17 protein-coding genes are annotated in these 17,019 nt (G+C 70.3%); 6 read left to right on the forward strand and 11 right to left on the reverse strand.

Going from position 1 to position 17,019, the window contains the following annotated elements:
- Window positions 1-23: 23 nt before the first annotated feature.
- The gene (locus tag QZH52_RS04080) at window positions 24-416 is read left to right on the forward strand and encodes a hypothetical protein (RefSeq protein ID WP_301804261.1); all 393 of its coding nucleotides are present in this window, start codon (window positions 24-26) and stop codon (window positions 414-416) included.
- A 20-nt stretch (window positions 417-436) separates the two neighbouring features.
- On the opposite strand, the gene QZH52_RS04085 is transcribed toward QZH52_RS04080, so the two are convergent.
- The 3 genes from QZH52_RS04085 to QZH52_RS04095 form a co-directional block, all read right to left on the reverse strand.
- Window positions 437-1,996, reverse strand: coding sequence for a methyl-accepting chemotaxis protein (locus QZH52_RS04085; RefSeq protein WP_301804265.1), 1,560 nt, complete (start codon window positions 1,994-1,996; stop codon window positions 437-439).
- Window positions 1,997-2,108: 112 nt separating this feature from the next.
- On the reverse strand, window positions 2,109-2,834 hold the full coding sequence (locus tag QZH52_RS04090) for an OmpW/AlkL family protein (protein WP_301804268.1): 726 nt from the start codon (window positions 2,832-2,834) through the stop codon (window positions 2,109-2,111).
- A gap of 263 nt (window positions 2,835-3,097) precedes the next feature.
- A complete protein-coding gene (locus tag QZH52_RS04095; RefSeq protein ID WP_301804271.1) occupies window positions 3,098-3,556 on the reverse strand; it encodes an FHA domain-containing protein in 459 nt (152 codons plus the stop codon).
- Window positions 3,557-3,772: 216 nt separating this feature from the next.
- On the opposite strand from QZH52_RS04095, the gene QZH52_RS04100 reads away from it, so the two are divergent.
- Both QZH52_RS04100 and QZH52_RS04105 read left to right on the forward strand, forming a co-directional pair.
- Entirely contained in the window at window positions 3,773-4,414 is a 642-nt protein-coding gene (locus tag QZH52_RS04100; protein ID WP_301804273.1) for a LuxR C-terminal-related transcriptional regulator, read from the forward strand.
- A 75-nt stretch (window positions 4,415-4,489) separates the two neighbouring features.
- Window positions 4,490-5,026, forward strand: a complete 537-nt coding sequence (locus tag QZH52_RS04105; RefSeq protein ID WP_301804275.1) for a DUF4136 domain-containing protein — start codon at window positions 4,490-4,492, stop codon at window positions 5,024-5,026.
- Here the strand turns inward: QZH52_RS04105 and QZH52_RS04110 are convergent.
- The 4 genes from QZH52_RS04110 to QZH52_RS04125 form a co-directional block, all read right to left on the reverse strand.
- The gene (locus QZH52_RS04110) at window positions 5,023-5,421 is read right to left on the reverse strand and encodes a surface-adhesin E family protein (RefSeq protein WP_301804277.1); all 399 of its coding nucleotides are present in this window, start codon (window positions 5,419-5,421) and stop codon (window positions 5,023-5,025) included. The two genes, QZH52_RS04105 and QZH52_RS04110, sit on opposite strands and share 4 nt — an antisense overlap.
- Window positions 5,422-5,496: 75 nt before the next feature.
- Complete coding sequence (locus tag QZH52_RS04115) at window positions 5,497-7,308, reverse strand: feruloyl-CoA synthase (RefSeq protein WP_301804279.1); 1,812 nt, start codon at window positions 7,306-7,308, stop codon at window positions 5,497-5,499.
- Window positions 7,309-7,349: 41 nt separating this feature from the next.
- The gene (locus tag QZH52_RS04120) at window positions 7,350-8,315 is read right to left on the reverse strand and encodes a 3-hydroxyacyl-CoA dehydrogenase NAD-binding domain-containing protein (RefSeq protein WP_301804280.1); all 966 of its coding nucleotides are present in this window, start codon (window positions 8,313-8,315) and stop codon (window positions 7,350-7,352) included.
- A 2-nt stretch (window positions 8,316-8,317) separates the two neighbouring features.
- A complete protein-coding gene (locus tag QZH52_RS04125; RefSeq protein ID WP_301804281.1) occupies window positions 8,318-9,238 on the reverse strand; it encodes a beta-keto acid cleavage family enzyme in 921 nt (306 codons plus the stop codon).
- A 103-nt stretch (window positions 9,239-9,341) separates the two neighbouring features.
- Here QZH52_RS04125 and QZH52_RS04130 point away from each other — a divergent pair, with 103 nt between their 5' ends.
- Window positions 9,342-10,064, forward strand: a complete 723-nt coding sequence (locus QZH52_RS04130) for a Crp/Fnr family transcriptional regulator (RefSeq protein WP_301804283.1) — start codon at window positions 9,342-9,344, stop codon at window positions 10,062-10,064.
- A gap of 28 nt (window positions 10,065-10,092) precedes the next feature.
- On the opposite strand, the gene QZH52_RS04135 is transcribed toward QZH52_RS04130, so the two are convergent.
- The gene (locus tag QZH52_RS04135; protein WP_301804285.1) at window positions 10,093-10,497 is read right to left on the reverse strand and encodes a hypothetical protein; all 405 of its coding nucleotides are present in this window, start codon (window positions 10,495-10,497) and stop codon (window positions 10,093-10,095) included.
- 108 nt (window positions 10,498-10,605) lie between these two features.
- Between QZH52_RS04135 and QZH52_RS04140 the strand changes: the two genes are divergently transcribed.
- Together QZH52_RS04140 and QZH52_RS04145 are read left to right on the forward strand one after the other, a co-directional pair.
- Window positions 10,606-12,888 (forward strand): toll/interleukin-1 receptor domain-containing protein, encoded by a 2,283-nt coding sequence (locus QZH52_RS04140; RefSeq protein WP_301804286.1) that lies wholly within the window; start codon window positions 10,606-10,608, stop codon window positions 12,886-12,888.
- Window positions 12,889-12,957: 69 nt separating this feature from the next.
- Entirely contained in the window at window positions 12,958-13,542 is a 585-nt protein-coding gene (locus QZH52_RS04145; RefSeq protein WP_301804288.1) for a hypothetical protein, read from the forward strand.
- Here the strand turns inward: QZH52_RS04145 and QZH52_RS04150 are convergent.
- Genes QZH52_RS04150 through QZH52_RS04160 form a run of 3 tightly spaced genes read right to left on the reverse strand, consistent with a single transcriptional unit; the run spans window position 13,539 to window position 17,012 of the window.
- On the reverse strand, window positions 13,539-14,717 hold the full coding sequence (locus tag QZH52_RS04150; protein WP_301804290.1) for a DUF3095 family protein: 1,179 nt from the start codon (window positions 14,715-14,717) through the stop codon (window positions 13,539-13,541). The genes QZH52_RS04145 and QZH52_RS04150 overlap by 4 nt on opposite strands.
- Before the next feature lie 58 nt (window positions 14,718-14,775).
- A complete protein-coding gene (locus QZH52_RS04155; RefSeq protein WP_301804293.1) occupies window positions 14,776-15,759 on the reverse strand; it encodes a Bug family tripartite tricarboxylate transporter substrate binding protein in 984 nt (327 codons plus the stop codon).
- 32 nt (window positions 15,760-15,791) lie between these two features.
- Entirely contained in the window at window positions 15,792-17,012 is a 1,221-nt protein-coding gene (locus tag QZH52_RS04160; protein ID WP_301804296.1) for an acyl-CoA dehydrogenase family protein, read from the reverse strand.
- Between the last annotated feature and the right edge of the window lie 7 nt (window positions 17,013-17,019).

Consider the following 17,019-nt stretch of genomic DNA (forward strand, 5'->3'; position numbering starts at 1 on the left):
CCGCCCATCCCGAGGTTCCCGTCATGCGCATCAGCAACTCTGTCTTCACGGAAACGATCTTCTGGCTGATGGTGGCTTTCTCGGTGGTGCTGCCGTTCACGCTCTACGGTGTGATGATCTTCAAGCAGGCGATCTCGCGCTGGACGGTGCTGGCGCTGGGTTTCTCGCTGGTCGCGATCGCGGCCGTCAACGTCTACTTCCTGCAGCGGCTGTCCAGCTTGGCCGCCGTCACGCCCTCGCTGGCGGACGACGTGTTCTTCGTCTCGGAGATCCGGGTGGCGCTCTACCTGCTGCCAGCGCTGTTCGCCGGGATCGGCATCAACCTGATCTCGCACGTGCTCACCACCCACCTCACGGCCGCCGAACGGCGCTTCAGCGAAACGCACGCGGACAAGGACGAAGAGGCGGATGTCTAGGGCGTGAACACGCCATGGGCTCAGCCGTAGCTCTTCTCGAGCTTGAACGCGCCCACCACCTGCGACAGGTTGCCGGCCTGCTCCTGAAGCGACTGCGCCGCGGCCGAGGCCTGCTCGACCAGTGCCGCGTTCTGCTGCGTCACCTGGTCCATCTGCGTGATCGCCTGGTTGATCTGCTCGATCCCCGAGGTCTGCTCCTGGCTGGCCGCCGTGATCTCGCCCATGATGTCGGTCACCCGCTTGACGCTGTCGACGATCTCTTCCATCGTGCGACCCGCCTCCGCCACCTGTTTGCTGCCCTCTTCGACCTTCTCCACCGAGTCGCCGATCAAGGTCTTGATCTCCTTGGCCGCCGCCGCCGAGCGCTGCGCCAGGCTGCGCACTTCCGACGCCACCACCGCGAAGCCACGGCCCTGTTCACCGGCCCGTGCGGCTTCGACCGCCGCGTTCAACGCCAGGATGTTGGTCTGGAACGCGATGCCGTCGATCACGCCGATGATGTCCACGATCTTGCGGGAAGACGCGTTGATGGAGCCCATGGTGTCGACCACCTGGCTCACCACGCTGCCGCCCTTGACGGCGACTTCGGAAGCCGAGACCGCGAGTTGGTTGGCCCGCCGTGCGTTGTCCGCGTTCTGCTTCACCGTTGAAGTCAGCTCCTCCATCGAGGCGGCCGTTTCTTCCAGCGAACTCGCTTGCTCCTCGGTGCGAGACGACAGGTCCTGGTTGCCGGTCGCGATCTGCGTGCTGGCGGTCGACACGTTCGCGACTACGCCATGCACTTGCTGCAAGGACGTCTGCAGGGCCGTGCGCATGCCATCGATCGCGCGCAGCAGCAGGCCGGTCTCGTCCTTGGCGTAGCTGGCCTCGGCCGTGCCGCTCAGGTCCATCGCGCCGATCGCCTGGGCGGTGGCCTCGGCGCGGCGCAGGGGCCGCGTGATGCTGCGCGACAGGCCCCAGGCCAGCAGGCTTCCGAGCACCAGCGTGACCGCCGAGCAGACCATCAACAGGGTGGTGGTCTGCGCGCGCATGGCCTGGGCCCGCTCGGCGGCGGCGTCGAGGGCTGCGCGCTGCAGGTCGACCATCTGCTGGACACCGGCCAGGTAGTTGACCGAGGTCGGTTCGAAGCGCGAGGTGAAGACCCGTTCGGCGCCTTCGAGGTCGCCGGCGAGCTTGAGCTTGCTCACTTCCTCGCGGGCGGCCAGGTAGTCCTTGCGCAGCTCGCCGACCTTCTGGAACAGCGCCCGTTCCTCGGGCGCGGTCATCTGGCCTTCGATGAATTTCTGCAGTGCGTTGGTGTCCTTGATCGAGGCCGCGGTGGCCGGCGCGAAGTACGCGATCAGGCTCGGATCGCTGCTCTTGGCGATCGCGGCGGCGCGCTGCACGCCCGAGTTGGTGTGGCGCAGCCAGTCCGAGCCGGCGCGCTCGGTCTTGACGTTGTCGGTCACCATGCCCTCGATCTCGACGCCGAGCGCGCGCAGCTTCAGCACCGCGAACAAGCTGGTGGCGAGAAACAGGGTCAGGATGGCACCCAGCACGAGCGCCAGGCGCCTGCCTATCGAAAAATTGTTCAAGAACATGGTCGTGATTCCAGAGGGGACGAAGGGAGAACGCCCAGGTATATCGGCAGCCCGCCGAAATACTTGAGGTCTCGCCCCGTCCGTCCGGATCACGCCCGTCGCGCGGCCCGGCTCAGAACTTGTAGGTGACCGCCAGGTACGGAACGATCGGATTCACCTTCAGGCTCGACTCGCTGGTGGCGACCGGGAAGCCGCGGGCCGTGGTGGTCAGCTTGGCCGTGGTCTTGAGCGGGATGTACGAGACCGAGAAGGCCATGCCCCAGTGCGGATCGAACTGGTAGGCGACACCGGCGTTGAACACCGCCGTGAACGAGCTGTCGAGCTTGGCCGTGGTCGCCGACAGGGCCGATGGCGGCAGGCCCAGCCGGTTGGCGAGCGCGCCCTGCAGGCCGGGCGTGAGCTTGACGTCGCTGTACCAGACGTAGGTCGCGCCAAGGCCGACGTAGGGGCGGAACCTGGCTTCGCCGTCGTTGAAGTGGTACTTGGCCAGCAGGGTCGGGCTCCACTGCCTGGCTTCGCCGAGCTCGCCGATCGGGCCGAGCGTGCCTTCGCCCGAGAGCTTGAACTTCGGCGGCACGCCCATCACGCCTTCGACCGCCCAGTGGCTGTCGATGAAATAGGTGAGGTTGAGGCCGAGCGTATCGGAGGTGCCGACGCTGGCGCCGGAGCCCGGCACCACGGCGGCGACAGGCGAGGTGAAAGTGAGGGGCTTGCTCGAGTCTTGCGGCGCGAAGTGCAGCCAGCCGGCACCGACCTGCCAATCGCCGGCCTTCTGGGCCAGGGCGCTGCCCGATCCGAGGGCGGCAAGGGTTGCGAGGGCAAGAAACTTCGTCTTCATTTGATGTCGTGTTGGAGTCGTAGTGGAAGGACTCCATAGGATAGATTGGCTGAGCGAGGGTTCACTTCGCAGTGTCAACGCTGTAACAGTTTCGGAACTGGCGGCCAACCCTCAAGTTCTTCGACGATCTGTCGATAACAAGGCTGGTTCTCCAGGGATCTTCTAACCAGGGATCATTCGGCCCGCCTCGTGCGGGCCATTTTTTGCCCCGAAGGAAAGCCGCCCCGACTGGGCGGGGCGGGGCGGAGCGGGGGCGGGGCCGGTCAGACGCGCCGCTCGCCGCGGCCGGAACGGTGGCCGTCGCCATGCCGGGCCCGGGCGCCCTGGCGGAAAAAGGTCGCCCAGTCGCTGCGCTCGCGTACGGCGGCATCGATATCGACCGGCGCGTGCGACAGCGTGACCAACCGCAGCGCTTCTTCGTTGGGCAGCGGCCGGGTCTCGTACAGGAAGCGCAACTGGCAGTCGCCGGTGCTGATCGCGTCGCCGTTGGCCAGGGCGCGCTCGCGGATCCGCACCTTGTTGACGAAGGTGCCGTTGCGGCTGGCCAGGTCGGTCAGCACGAAGCGGTCGCCGGTCCAGTGGATCGCCGCGTGATGGCGGCTGACCCCCAGGCTGTCGATGTGGACCCCGCATGACGGGTCGCGCCCGATCGTGGTGATCGGGCCCTTGATGTTGACCTGCCGGACGCTTCCGTGGCGGGTCAGGACGATGAGTCTGGACATTTCAATCTCGTTGCTCGGTTGGTTGAGGTGATCGCATTTCGGCAATGCCGGGCGATTCCTGAAGTCAATCGAGTTCCGAAAACTGAGACTTAGGTCGCGCTCGCGAGGGTCCGGAGGCCGGGAGGGGCTCGCAATCGGTTGTTTCGTCCACTACGCTCGGCCCTTTCGGCGAATGTGTTCGCCGGAGCCATCCCGAGTGTCGGAAAGAACCTGGTAATGAGAAAAGCGCGCAATGTCTTCTACGTGGTGGACGACCACCCGATGATGAGAGACGCCATTGCCCTGATGCTGCGTCGGCTGCAGCCGGCGGCGGGCATCGTCGAGATCGATCGTCTCGACAAGCTGGCCGGCGCGGTCGAGCGCAACGGCGCCGCCGACCTGATCTGCCTCGACCTCAACCTGCCCGACACCAAGGGCTGCGACGGCGTCGAGGCGGCGCGGCGCGAGCACCCCGAGGTGCCGATCGCGGTCTACTCCGCGCTGCCCGCGGCCGACATGGAGGCGCTGTGCCTCTCGGCCGGCGCCGACATCTACATCGAGAAGGCTTCCGATGCCGCCGGCCTCATCAAGGGCCTGCGCAGCGTGCTGAAGTCGGAACAGGACAAGGACGAAGCGCCGGCCGCCGCACCCGAGGGCAGCGCCGGCCTGACCCGGCGCCAGGTCCAGCTGGTGCAGCTGATCGCCGAGGGGCTGGGCAACCGCGAGATGGCCGAGCGGCTCGAGATCAGCGAGGACACGGTCAAGGTCCACATGTGGCGCCTGTACCGCCGCATCGGCGTCAACAGCCGGACCCAGGCGCTGCACTACGCGCGCACCAACGGCCACCTGGCCTCGAACGCACTCGCCGCCGTCGCCTGAGCACGGGCCGCCGCGGCCCGGCTGTACCATCCTGCCGCAGGGCGTCAGTCGGACGCTCGCCACTCAGGAGAACCCATGATCGGACGACGATTCCTTGCCCTCGCGCTGGCGAGCCTGCTGGCGGCCTGTGCGAGCCCGGTGACCGTCAAGACCGACTTCGACGCCAAGACCAATTTCGGCGCCCTGCGCAGCTACAGCTGGATCGCCGAGCCGGCGGGCGACCCGGCGCTGGTGCCGCAGAGCGTCATCCAGGGCGTCGACACCCGGCTGCAGGCGCGCGGCTGGAAGCGGGTCGCCGACGGCGAGGTGCATGTCTCCGCCCACGTGACCACGCGCGACGGCCAGACCTTCAACAACTTCTACAGCGGCATCGGCCACGACCTGCGCTGGCTGGGCGTCAGCGGCGCGCGCGACAGCGTGACCATGTCGGTCGACAACTACCGGGCCGGCACGCTGGTGGTCGACATGTTCGACGCCAAGAGCCGGCGCGCGATCTGGCGCGGCAGTGCGGAAGGCGTGCTGCCCGACGATCCGTCGCGGCTCGACGCCACGGTGCAGCGCACGCTCGACCGCTTGTTCGCCGACTTCCCGCCGGGCGCCCCGAAACGCTAGCGCGGCTGGCAGGCGGCGCGGATCAGCCGCTGGGTCGGGTTCGGCTCGACGTCGCGGAACAGCATCGGCTGGGGGTTGGCGCCGTAGTCGACCGTGGACGTCGGGGACCCGCGCCACAGCGGCACGGCATAGAAGGTCGCCTCCACGTAGGAGGCCTTGCGGGCCCGGCAGTCGAACACCACCCGGGATTCGTAGGAGCGGTAGGGCAGTCCGTCCCAGTTGCGCCGCTCGGCGGCACGGCTCACGCGGACGTTCATCGTCTTGAGCGTGCCGTCGGCGCGCACCGCGACCGGATCGACCTCGACCGTGTCGACGGCGGGATCGGCCGGGTTGCCCGTGACGGTGAACCAGGGGGACTGCGCCTGGGCCTGGCAGGCGAACAATCCGAACAACACGAACCACCTTCTCACGTCGAGAAATCTCCGCCGGCGATGAATTTTCGATTCTAGCCAGCGCCGGCTGCGCGCCGCTTACGTGAGTCTGACCACCTCCGGGTCGTCGGCGTCCGCATGCAGCCGCTCGACTTCGGCGGCGCGCCGCGTGAGCACCGCGCGCTGGTTGATGTAGCCCTTGTCGGTGATCTCGCCGGCATCGATGTCGGGCGGCGCGCCCAGCACCAGCGCCCGCACCGGGGATTGCGAGGAGCCGGCGCCGGCATCGCGCAGCGCGCGCATCACGCCGAGCAGGGCGGCGTGCAGGGCCTCGCGCGGTTGCGTCGCGGCCTGCGGGCTGGCGAACACCAGCAGCCCGATCTCGCTGCGGTCGTGGCCCGTGACCACGATGTCCTGCACCAGCGGCGCCAGCCGCGACACCAGGTCGACCCGCAGCGTGCCGACCGAGACCCAGGTGCCGCTGGCGAGCTTGAAGTCCTCGGCCACGCGGCCGTGGAACATCACGCCGCGCTCGGGCCGCGCCGGATCCGCCAGGTAGCCGGCGTCGCCGATCCGGTAGTAGCCCTCGTCGTCGAAGGCCTCGGCGGTCTCGCGCGGCGCGTTGCGGTAGCCCGGGAACACCGACACGCCCTTGACCCGCATCTCCAGCTTGTCGCCGTTGGGCACGAACTTCAGCTCCAGGCCCGGCAGCGGCGCGCCGATGCAGCCGGCACCGTCGAGCCGCCAGTGCGCCGAGGTGATGGCCGGCGAGGTCTCGGTGGCGCCCCACGAGGTGGTGAGCCACAGCGACTGCCCGGGCCGCACGCGCCGCGCGACCGCCTCCAGCCGCTGCCAGGTCGACGGCGCCAGCGCCGCCGCGGCATAGAAGGCCAGCCGCAGCCGCGACATCACCTCGGCCGCCAGCGCATCATCGGCTTCCAGGAAGGGCAGCAGCATGTCGAAGCCGCGCGGCACGTTGAACAGCAGCGTCGGGCGCACTTCGCGCAGGTTGCGCAAGGTCTTCTCGATCAGTCCCGGCGCCGGCCGGCCCTCGTCGATGTAGAGCGCACCGCCATGGCACAGCACCATGTGCAGGTTGTGGTTGCCGCCGAAGGTATGGCTCCACGGCAGCCAGTCGACCAGAACCGGCTTCTCGTCGTCCAGGAAGCGCCAGGTCTGCGCCATCATCTGCTGGTTGGCGCACAGCATGCGGTGGGTGTTGATCACCACCTTGGGACGCCCGGTCGAGCCCGAGGTCAGCAGGTACTTGGCATGGTCGTCGGGCAGGATCGCCTCGAAGGCCTGCATCACCGCCGGCGTCTCGGGCGTCTGCAGCAGGCGCTCGAAGGACAGTGCGCCCGGCACGGTGTCGGCATGCCGGCTGAAGACCCGCGCCGCGTCGAGCGAGAGGCCGTCGAGCGCGGCGCCGTAGAGCCTGGCGTCCGAGGCATAGACCAGCGCCGGGTCGAGTGCGCGCAGCATGCCGTGCAGCCGCGCCGGATCCTTGGCCATGCGCGAGTAGGCGCTCGACAGCGAGCAGGCCGTGCGGCCGATGTGCAGGGTCGCCAGCATCAGCACGGCATGGTCGATCGCGTTGTCGGACAGGATCACCACCGGCCGCCCTGCCGGCACGCCCAGGTCGAGCAGGCCCTGTGCCACCGCGCCCACGGCCTGGCGCAGCGCGCGGTAGTCGAGCCGGCGCCAGCCCTCGCCGCTGTCGTCGCGCTCGGCCAGCGCGATCGCGTCGGGCGTCTCGCGGGCCCAGCGCTCGAGCCACTCGCCGACGCAGCGGGCGTAGGGCCGCAGCGCCACCGGCGAGCGCAGGGCGAAGGAGCCGTCGTCGAAGTCGATGCGCAGCGCGCGCGGCGGCGCGATCTGGCGCGCGTCGTCCAGGAAGCCGTTGGGGGCCATGTGCGTGTCTCCAGGCCGCTGTCGGGCCTTGTGGTCTTGTCTTATTCGAGCGTGGCCGAGGCGGCCTTGGCGCGGATCAGGTCCAGCAGCAGGGCGTCGCGCGCCGCTTCGAGGTCGGCGCTGCGCCGCCCGCCCAGTTCGTCGGCCATGCCATCGGCCACCTGGCGCTTGAGCTCGGCCGTCATCGAGGGAGCGCCGAGGTCGTGCCACCAGTCCTCGATCGGCCCGCCCAGGTGGTCGAGCAGGTGCGCGATGCCGCCGGCGCCGCCCGACAGGTGCAGGTTCATGAACGGGCCCATCAGCGCCCAGCGCAGGCCCGGGCCGTGCGCGATCGCGGTGTCGATGTCGGCGACCGAGGCCACGCCCTGCTCGACCAGGTGGAAGGCCTCGCGCCACAGCGCCGCCTGCAGCCGGTTCGCGATGTGGCCCTTGACCTCGCGCCGGACGTGGATCGGGCGCTTGCCGATGGCGCTGTAGAAAGCCATGGCCCGCGCGATCGCCTCGGCCGAGGTGTGCTCGCCGCCGACCACCTCGACCAGCGGGATCAGGTGCGGCGGGTTGAACGGACGGCCCAGCACCACGCGCCCGGGGTGCTTGCATTCGGACTGCACCGCGCTGATCGCCAGCCCCGAGGAGCTCGACGCCAGCAAGGTGGCGGGCGGCGCCGCCGCATCCATGCGGCGGAACAGGTCGATCTTGATGTCGATGCGCTCGGGGCCGTTCTCTTGCACGAAATCGGCCTGGGCGACCGCGTCCTCGAGCCGGGCGTGGAAGCGCAGCCGCTCGGGCGAGGCGCCGTCGGCGAGCCCGAAGCGGACCATCGTCGGCCAGTGCTGCGCCACCGCTTCGCGCAGCCGCGCCTCGGCGCCGGGCGAAGGGTCGGTGGCGTCGACATCGAGCCCGCGCGCCAGGAAGTAGGCGGCCCAGCTGGCGCCGATGACGCCGGTGGCGACCACCGCCACCCGTTTCACGTCCGAAGGCGTGTGGCTCATCTCGGTGCCTGTCATGTTCAGTGCGGCGCGAACTCGGGCCGGGGCGCGCCGACGCGCGGCAGGCCCATGATCTCGCGCGCCTCGGCCGGCGTGGCGGGTTCCATGTCCATCTCGCGGATGATCCGCACGATGCGCTCGGTCAGCTGCAGGTTGGTGGCCAGCTCGCCGTGCCGGTAGTAGAGGTTGTCTTCCAGGCCCACGCGCGCATGGCCGCCCAGCAGCAGCGCCGCGATGTTGGCCTCGAGCTGCGACGGGCCGATGCCGCTGACGCCGAAGATCGCGCCCTTGGGCAGCGTGTCGACCATCATCTGCAGGTTGCGCGGCGAGTAGGGCATCGCGTTCTGGAAGTTGCGGTGCACGTTCATGACCAGGTTGATGAAGTAAGGCTCGTCGTCCAGCCCTTCCTGGATCAGCGTGGTCGTGTCCTGCAGGATGTGGGTCGGGCTGAACACCTCCCATTCGGGCTTGATGCCGCGCGCCTTCATGCCGGCGGCCAGGGCCCGGCCCTTGGTCAGGGGCGTGTCCATGAGGATCTCGCGGCCCTCGAAGGAGAGGTTGAGCGTGGTGGCGTCGAGCGTGCACATCTCAGCGCCTGCGTCCATGCCCTTGATGCGCTCCTCGAAGGCGATCTCCCAGCGGTCGCCCGGCAGCGGCTTGACCATGTCGCCGTGCACGCCGCCGCCGGTGGAGTTGTTGATGACGATGTCGCAGCCGGCCGCGCGGATGCGGGTGTTGATGTCGCGGTAGACGTCGGCGTTGCAGGTGGCGCCGTCGTCGGGGCGGCGGGCGTGCAGGGCGACCACGCTGGCGCCGGCCCGCCAGCAGGCCACCACGTCGGCGGCGATCTCGGCGGGCTGGGTGGGCAGGTGGGGGTTCTGCGACTTGTGGGCCATGCCGCCGGTGGGGGCGATGGTCACGATCACTTTGCGCTTCGACATCGGTGGTCTCCTGTAAACAGCAGGGTATTATTTTTGGCCTGCATCCCCCTGGCAGTCATCGCGACGACATTTTGGATCAGGGTTTACGAGGCGAGGATCGCCCATGCCCCACAAGCCGCACCACCAGAGACAACACGAGTCCATTTCCCTCTCCATCCCGGGCCTGCTCGAAGTCTCGGGCTGGTTCGCCGAGCTCGATGCCGACGCCCAGGCCCGGGTGCTGGACGAGATGCGCGAGGAGCACGTGGCGGCCGGCGCGGCGCTGTGCCGGCGCGGCGAGACCCCGCTGCACTGGTACGGCACGCTCGAAGGCCTGCTCAAGTGGTCGATCACCTCGGACGACGGCCGCTCGGTGACCTTCGGCGGCCTGTCGGTGGGCAGTTGGTTCGGCGAGGGCACGCTGCTGCGCGCGGTGCCGCGCACGGCCGACATCGTCGCGCTGCGCGACAGCCGGGTGGCGGTGCTGCCGATCGAGACCTTCGAGTGGCTGCACCGCACGCAGCTGAGCTTCAACCACTTCCTGCTGGTGCAGATCAACGAGCGGCTGCACTGGTTCATGGGCAACTACGCGGCGCAGCGCCTGCTGGACGCCGACAGCCAGGTGGCCAGGGCGATCGCGGGGCTGTTCCACCCGTGGCTGCATCCGCTGGGGCAGGCGCACCTGGAGACCTCGCAGGAGGAGATCGCCAATCTTTCCGGGCTGTCGCGGCAGCGGTGCAACGCGGCCTTGAACCGGCTGCGGGCGGCGGGGCTGCTGCAGATCGAGTATGGGGGGATCACCGTGGTCGACCTGGAAGGGCTGCGGCGGTTCGTCGACCAGATCTGATGGCGGGCGCCGCAAGAGGCCCTGCGGCCTACTGGCGGCAGGCCCGGCGACGGGCGGCCTGCGCGTTGTCGCCGGCCGCCTGCGCGCGCGATTCTGGGATGACGCAGACCACGTCGCCACGGAACGCTTCGCGCCAGACGAATCCTTGCAGGCAGGTGTTCGGGCCGTAGGCTCCCGAGCCCGCCAGGCGCGTGGGCGCCGCGCGGTTCTCGGCGGCTGTCTGGGCGCGGACTTCCGGCTTCACGCAGACATGGTCGCGGGGGTCGGCTTCTCGCCAGACATAGCCTTGCGCGCAGGTGTCCGGGCCGTAGTTGCAACCGGCAGGTTGGGCCTCGGTGGCTGGCGAATGCGCGCCGAAGGCGGCGGCTGCGAGTACGACGCTGGCCCAACGCAGGGGTGCGCGAGTCAGCGGTTGCGGCAGTTGAGTCACCATGATCATCTCCCACGTCATGGCCTTCCAGTCTAGGCAATGCGCGCGATCGCGCATCCACCCGGCGAGGGGCCACGTGCGCTACCCGGCGCCATCCGCCAGAATGCCCCCGTGCAGGACACGCCGGCCCCATCGCCTTCCCCGCAAGCCCCGAAGGCCTCGTTCGCCTCGCGTCTTTTCGGCTACGACGTGTTCGTCTCCTTCGCGCTCGGCGGACCGCCGCGCGGCACGCAGAGCTACGCATCGGACCTCGCCAGGAGGCTGCGCGAACGGGACCTGAGCGTGTTCTTCAGCGAAGACGAAGCGCCGCCCGGCGAACCCCTGTCCGACACCCTGAGGCGGGCGCTGCTGCGCTCGAAACTGCTGGTGGTGGTCGTCAATCGCGGCACGCTGGAGCAGCCGAACTGGGTGCGTACCGAGGTCGAGACCTTCAGGGCGCAGCGGCCGGGCCGGCCGGTGATACCAATCTGCCTCGACGGCAGCTTCCGCGATCCCGCGCTGTCCGATGCCGTGCAGCCGTGGCTGCAGCACGCCGGCAGCATCTGGCTCGATGAACAGTCCGATTCAGCGGCCCGGGGCCTGGCGACCGACCCGCTCGTGGCGCGGCTGCTCACGGCGCCGCGCAGGCTGACGGCGAACCGGCTGTGGCGTGCATTGGTCGCCGCGGTGGGGCTGGGCCTGGCCGTGCTGGCGGCCCTGGCGGCCTGGCAGGCGCTGGTCGCCGTGCGCGAGCGCGACCGGGCCAACGCGCTGCGCGACCAGGCGCTCTCGCGTCAACTCGCGGCGCAGTCGACGGCGTCGCTGGTGCGCGATCCGGTGCGCGCGCTGCTGCTGGCGGTGCAGTCGCAGGCGATCACGCGCACGCCCGCATCGGACGCCGCCCTGCTGGGCGCCATGTCGTCGTTGCCCGTCACGCGCCTGCAGCAGCACCCGGCGGCCTTCGCCGCCCTGGCGGTGAGCCCCCAGGGCGATGCGCTGGCGCTGGCCGACGCCCATGGCGCAGTGCTGCGGGGCGCGCTGGACCAGCCTGCGGTCGAGACTGTCGTGGCCCCAAAGGCCGGCATCAACCTCTACGGTGCCGTCACGGCCATCGCCTTCGCGCCCGATGGCCAGGCCTGGGCGCATGCCGGGTCCAGTCGCGAGATCAGCGTGCACACGGGCACGGGCAGCAGCACCCTGCCGGATGGCGACAAGATCGGCGAGTCGACGCCGAGCTTCGTCTTCGGCCTGGCGTTCAGCCCGGACGGCACGGCGCTGGCCGCCGTGTCCAGCAGCAGGTCGCTGCGGCTGCACGACCTCGCCAGCCGCAGCGCCCGGCTGCTGCTGAGCTCGACGGTCGACCTCGCGGCCGTGGCTTTCAGCCCGGATGGCCGCTGGGTCGTCGCAGGCGGCGACCAGGGCTTCATGCAGGCCGTCGCCGTCGCGCCCGGCGCCGCCGTTCCCAGGTTCGCGGCTTCGGCCATCGGCACGGTGGCGGCGCTGGCGTTCGACGCCTCCGGCCGCTGGTTGTTCGCCGCCTCGCGCGGCGGACGCGTCGAGGTCTTCGATGCCCGGAACGGCGAGCGGGTCGCGACGCAGGACGTGCCCGGGCAAGGCGCGCTCGAGCGGATGTCGGTGTCCCCGGACGGCCGCTTCATCGCGACCGGCCACGGCAACGGCGCGGTGATGCGCTGGTCATGGGCGGCCGATGCGCAGCCATGGCCGGGGCAGGTGCTGCTGCGCCATGCGGGCGCCGTGCGCGGCCTGGCGTTCGCGGCCGACGGACGCACGCTGGTGTCGGCCGGCCAGGACGGCAGGCTGTTCGTGACGCTGCCGGTCGACCGCGGCCGCTGGCGGCCATGGACCGGGCCGGCGCCTGCACCTCTGCGGCCCGAGGCGCGCGGCGTGCGCAGCCCGGACGGTCGCTGGATCGTCTGGCCAGGCACCACGGCACCGGCGCCGTCGCCCTTCAACGTCGACACCAGCGGTCTTGCCAGCGTGGAAGTGCCGCGATTGACCGTGGTCCGTGCCAGCGATCGCCAGCCGGTCCTGGACGGCGCGGAGCTGCCAGGCGAGATGGGCGAATCGATTGCCGGAAACCCCGTGTTCGCGACCGACAGCACGCGGGTCGCGGTACAGGTCGGCGGCCGGCTGCTGTTCTGGGACTTGCCCGCCGCCGCGCCATTGGATACCGCGGTCGCGCTGCCGCCGGGCGCCCGGCTGCTCGGCGCAGCACCGGATGGCACGGGCTGGATCGCCGGCACCGGTTCGCAGACGGAGCAACGCTACGTGTTCGAGGCCGACGTCGACCGATGGGCGCAAGTGGCTTGCCGACTCGCCGGACGCGCGTTGACGGTCGAGGAGTGGCGACGCTACGTCGGCGCCGAGCGGCCGTACGCGCCCCCGTGCGGCTAGACCTCGGCGAGTGACAGCCGCCCCTTCGCGTCTCAGAATTCGATGCCTGTCGGCCTTTCAGGAGGATCCATGAGCGACGAAGAGAAGCCCAGGCGCTGGTGGCAGACCCTGCCCGGTGTCATCACGAGCCTGACCGCGGCCGTGACCGCAGTGGCCGGGCTGATCGTCGCGGTCAGGCAGGCGGGCTGGATCGGGCCCCCGAGCCCGCCAGCCGCCACGCAGTCGTCGGCGCAGGTGCCAGCAGCCCCGCCTGTGCCCAGCGCGCCGCCAACCTCCGGCGCGGCCGCCCGCGCCGTCGAGCTCCCCGCCCTGCGCGACTACACGCTCGGCCCGGGCTCGGGCAACGTGACCTTCACGCTGCTGCAGGCCGAGCTGTCGCCCCAGACCGCCGAGCAGGAGGCGCTGACCATCCGGCTGCGCCTCACGAACCACGGCAACTACGACACGAACTTCTGGGACCGCTCGTTCCGATGGAGCGTCGGCGGCGTGCCCATGGCGCCCGATGGCGGCCTGAACGAACTGGTGCCCGCGCGGTCGGCCAAGGAGGGCCGCGTGAATTTCGTGATTCCGCGTGGGAGCCCTGACGGCAAGCTCGAGATCAGCTATGGCGACGACCGCACCGAGATCCCGCTGGCGCTGGGCGCGGCGCGCTAGGGCTGCACGCCCTTGAGGCTCCTGGACGCGCTCGTATAGCCGCCGCCGCCGCCGTCGACGAAGTGCACGTGAAGGCTGTCGGCCGGCGAGGTTACCAGGCAGGTCATGAGCGCGGTGTCCGACAGATGGATGCCATAGCGGATGCCGTCCGACAGTGCTTTCTCGGCCATGTACTTCATGATCGGCTCGACCGCCGTCACGGGACAGTCGATGACGAAGCACAGCGTTTCGTCGTGCCTGCAGAAGTCGGTGTTGGTGACGATCTCGCGCCGATAGCGCTCGGGATCGAAGCCGCCGATGGGCTTGCCGCGCGCCAGGACGATCCGCGCCAGCAAGGTCTCTGCCAGCACCCGCGCGGTCCAGGCCAGCAGCGACCCTTTGCGTCGCCGCGCGCGCGCCTCGAGCATGAAGCCCTTCGGCGGCCAGCGCGCCCGCAAGGTGTTCAGGCTGACCGGGCGCGCCTGGTCGTCCGGGCCGGCGAGTTGGAGGATGTCGGCATAGACCTCGCGCAGGCCGGCCCGGCCGCGCACGATCATGGTCAGCATCGTGCCGCGGGTCGAGTGCAGCGTGTCCCACCGGCACGACAAGCCCTCCAGGTTCACAGGTTCGCCGTCGTCCAGCGATTCGGGGATGGCGGCGAGGCGGCCCAACTCGGAATTGCCGTGCCCTCTGACCGCGGCCTCGAGAACGCCGACCCCGCCGCCGAGAAAGACACCGAAGCTGTTGCCCGGCGTCGGCTCGAACCGACCCACCAGCACGTCGCAGTCGAAGCGGCGCAGGGTGTCGACCGGCACCAGGCCCGCGCGCAGCGTGAGGCCGAAATCGCGCGCCGCCTGCCCGCGGGCCCGCGCGAGCTCGATGCGGGCCCGCTCGATGCATGCCGGCGGCACCAGCACGACCGCCCCGTCGCCGCCGAACAGGAAGGGGATGCGGACGGGTGCGCAAAGATTGCGCAGGCCCGCGATGCCCATGGCCGCCACGAAATTGACCGTCTTGTGGAGCCCTCTGGCGATCGCACCCGTCGAGTCGACGATGTCGGTCACCGCGAGCGCCCAGTCGCCCGGTGCCGGCCGCCAGCCGTCCGGCTCGAAGGTGTCGCGTTCGTTGGCGAGCAGCGGCAGCTCCGCGAAGAAGCCGGCTGCAGGGGGCGATGGTTCGGCTGCGTCGGGGGGCATGGGAACCGGGTCGGAGTCGGGCTGCCCAGTGTAGCCATCGCAACCGGCGCCATCGCGCTCACTGCGGCTCAAGCCCTGCGCGCTTCATCATCGCCTCGGTCAGCGCGATCTCCTGCGAGAAGCCGCGCGCATAGGCCTCCGGGCCCTGTGGGCTGACCTGACCGCCGCGTTCGACCAGCGCGGCCGCCACGGCCGGCTGCTTCAGCGCGCTCTCGAAGGCCGAACGGATCCGCGCGACGATGGCGTCAGGCGTGCCGGCCGGCACCGAGACGCCGCCCCAGGAGGTCAGGTCGACGCCGCGCACGCCCAGCTCCGCGAGCGTGGGCACCTCGGGCAGCAGCGGATTGCGCGCGCTGCCCGCCACCGCCAGCGCCTTCAGCTTGCCGGCCTGGATCTGCGTGAAGGCGACCGAGAAGATCGGCGTGCCGAAGCTCACCTGGTTGCCGAGCACCGCGTTGACCAGCTCCGACGCACCCTTGTACGGCACGTGCGTGGCCTGGGCGTCGACCGCGTTCAGCAGCAGTTCGACGCCGAGGTGCGAGGGCGTGCCGACGCCCCCCGAGGCATAGTTCAGCTTGCCGGGGTTGGCCCGGGCCCGCGCAACCAGATCGTCCAGCGACCGGATGCCCGAGTCCGGGTTCACGATCAGCACGATGTCGGAAGTGGTCAGCCGCATCACGTGCCGGAAGTCCTTCAGCGCGTCGTAGCCGGGCACCTTGTACATGCGCATGTTGGCGGCCATCGGGGCGGCCGAATAGATCCAGGTGTAGCCGTCGGGCGGCGACTTGGCCACCAGCCGGGCGCCGATGTTGCCGCCGGCGCCGGCCCGGTTCTCGATCACCACCGGCTGTCCGAGCAGCGGCGACACGGCTTCGGCCAGGATCCGTGCCGTGATGTCGGGGCCGGTGCCGGCCAGGTAGGGAAGCACCCACTTGATCGGTCGCGAGGGCCAGGGCTCGGCCGCGAAGGCGGGCCAGGCGGCGGGCAGCAGGGCCGCGGCCGCCGCGCAGCCGAGCAGCCTGCGTCGTTGCAGGGGGTTCATCTCTGTCTCCTTTTTTGTGGGTGGGAAGGCGTTCAGCCCGGCTCGCCGATCAGCTCGCGCGCGATCGTGTTGCGCTGGATCTCGCTGGTGCCGGTGAGCACCCGGTACATGCGCAGCATGCGGAACAGGAACTCGACCCGCCGCCCCTGCACGATGCCTTCGCCGCCATGGATCTGGACCGCCCTGTCGGCGATGCGGAAGGCGGCCTCGGAACAGAACAGCTTGGCCATCGAGGCCTCGGCGCGCGCCTCGCCGCCGGCATCGATCTGGCGCGCGGTGGCGATCATCAGCGAGCGCGCCGCGACCAGGTCGGTCGCCATGTCGGCCAGCATGTGCTGGATGGCCTGGAACTCGCCGATCGCACGGCCGAACTGGCGCCGCCGGCAGGCATAGTCGCGGGCGTCGCGCAGGGCGACCGTGGCCAGCCCGACCATGGCCGGACAGTGCAGCAGCCGGTTGACCGTGATCCGGCCCAGCGCCAGCGCCAGGCCGCGGCCGGGCTCGCCGATCATGTTGACGGCCGGCACGCGGCAGTGCGCGAGCACGATGTCGCCGGTGTGCGACTGGCCGGCCATCGTCTTGTAGCCGGACTCCACGCGCACGCCGGGCTGCGCCAGGTCGACGAAGAAAGCCGATACCTCGCGCCGCTGCGGATCGTCCGAGGTCGAGGCCATCAGCACCGCGAAGTCGGCGAAGGGCGAGCCCGAGATGAATCGCTTGCGGCCGTCGATCACGTAGTCGTCGCCGTCGCGCACCGCGCGGGTCTGCACGGCGCCCGCGTCGGAGCCGGCCTCGGCTTCGGTGAGCGCGAAGCAGATCGCCTTCTCGGCCTGCGCCACCGGCACGATGAAGCGCTCCAGCTGGTAGGGCGTGGCCTTGCGGGCCAGGGCACCGACCCGCGGCGGGCCGCTGAGCTCGCCGAAGACATGGGGCGCCAGCGGCGAGCCGCTGGCGTAGATCGCTTCCTTGATCAGCACGTGGTCGAGCACCGAGAGGCCGAGGCCGCCCATCGACACCGGCAGCGACATGCCGTAGAAGCCCAGTTCGTGGGAGCGGCGCCAGATGCGCTGCAGCGTCTGGCGGTCGGCGCCGTGCTCGTGGTCGATGCCCTGCGTGCGCGCCAGCGCATCGAGCTCGCCGTGCAGGAAGTCGCCGATGCGCCCGATCAATTCGGCGGCGCGCGCCGAGCCCTCGAAGGCGGTGGCGAAGAGCGGCGCCGGACGCAGCGGCACGGCGGGGGGAGAGGTGGTCATGGTTGGG

It is taken from the genome of Variovorax ginsengisoli (assembly GCF_030486595.1).
Lineage (GTDB): Bacteria > Pseudomonadota > Gammaproteobacteria > Burkholderiales > Burkholderiaceae_C > Variovorax > Variovorax ginsengisoli_B.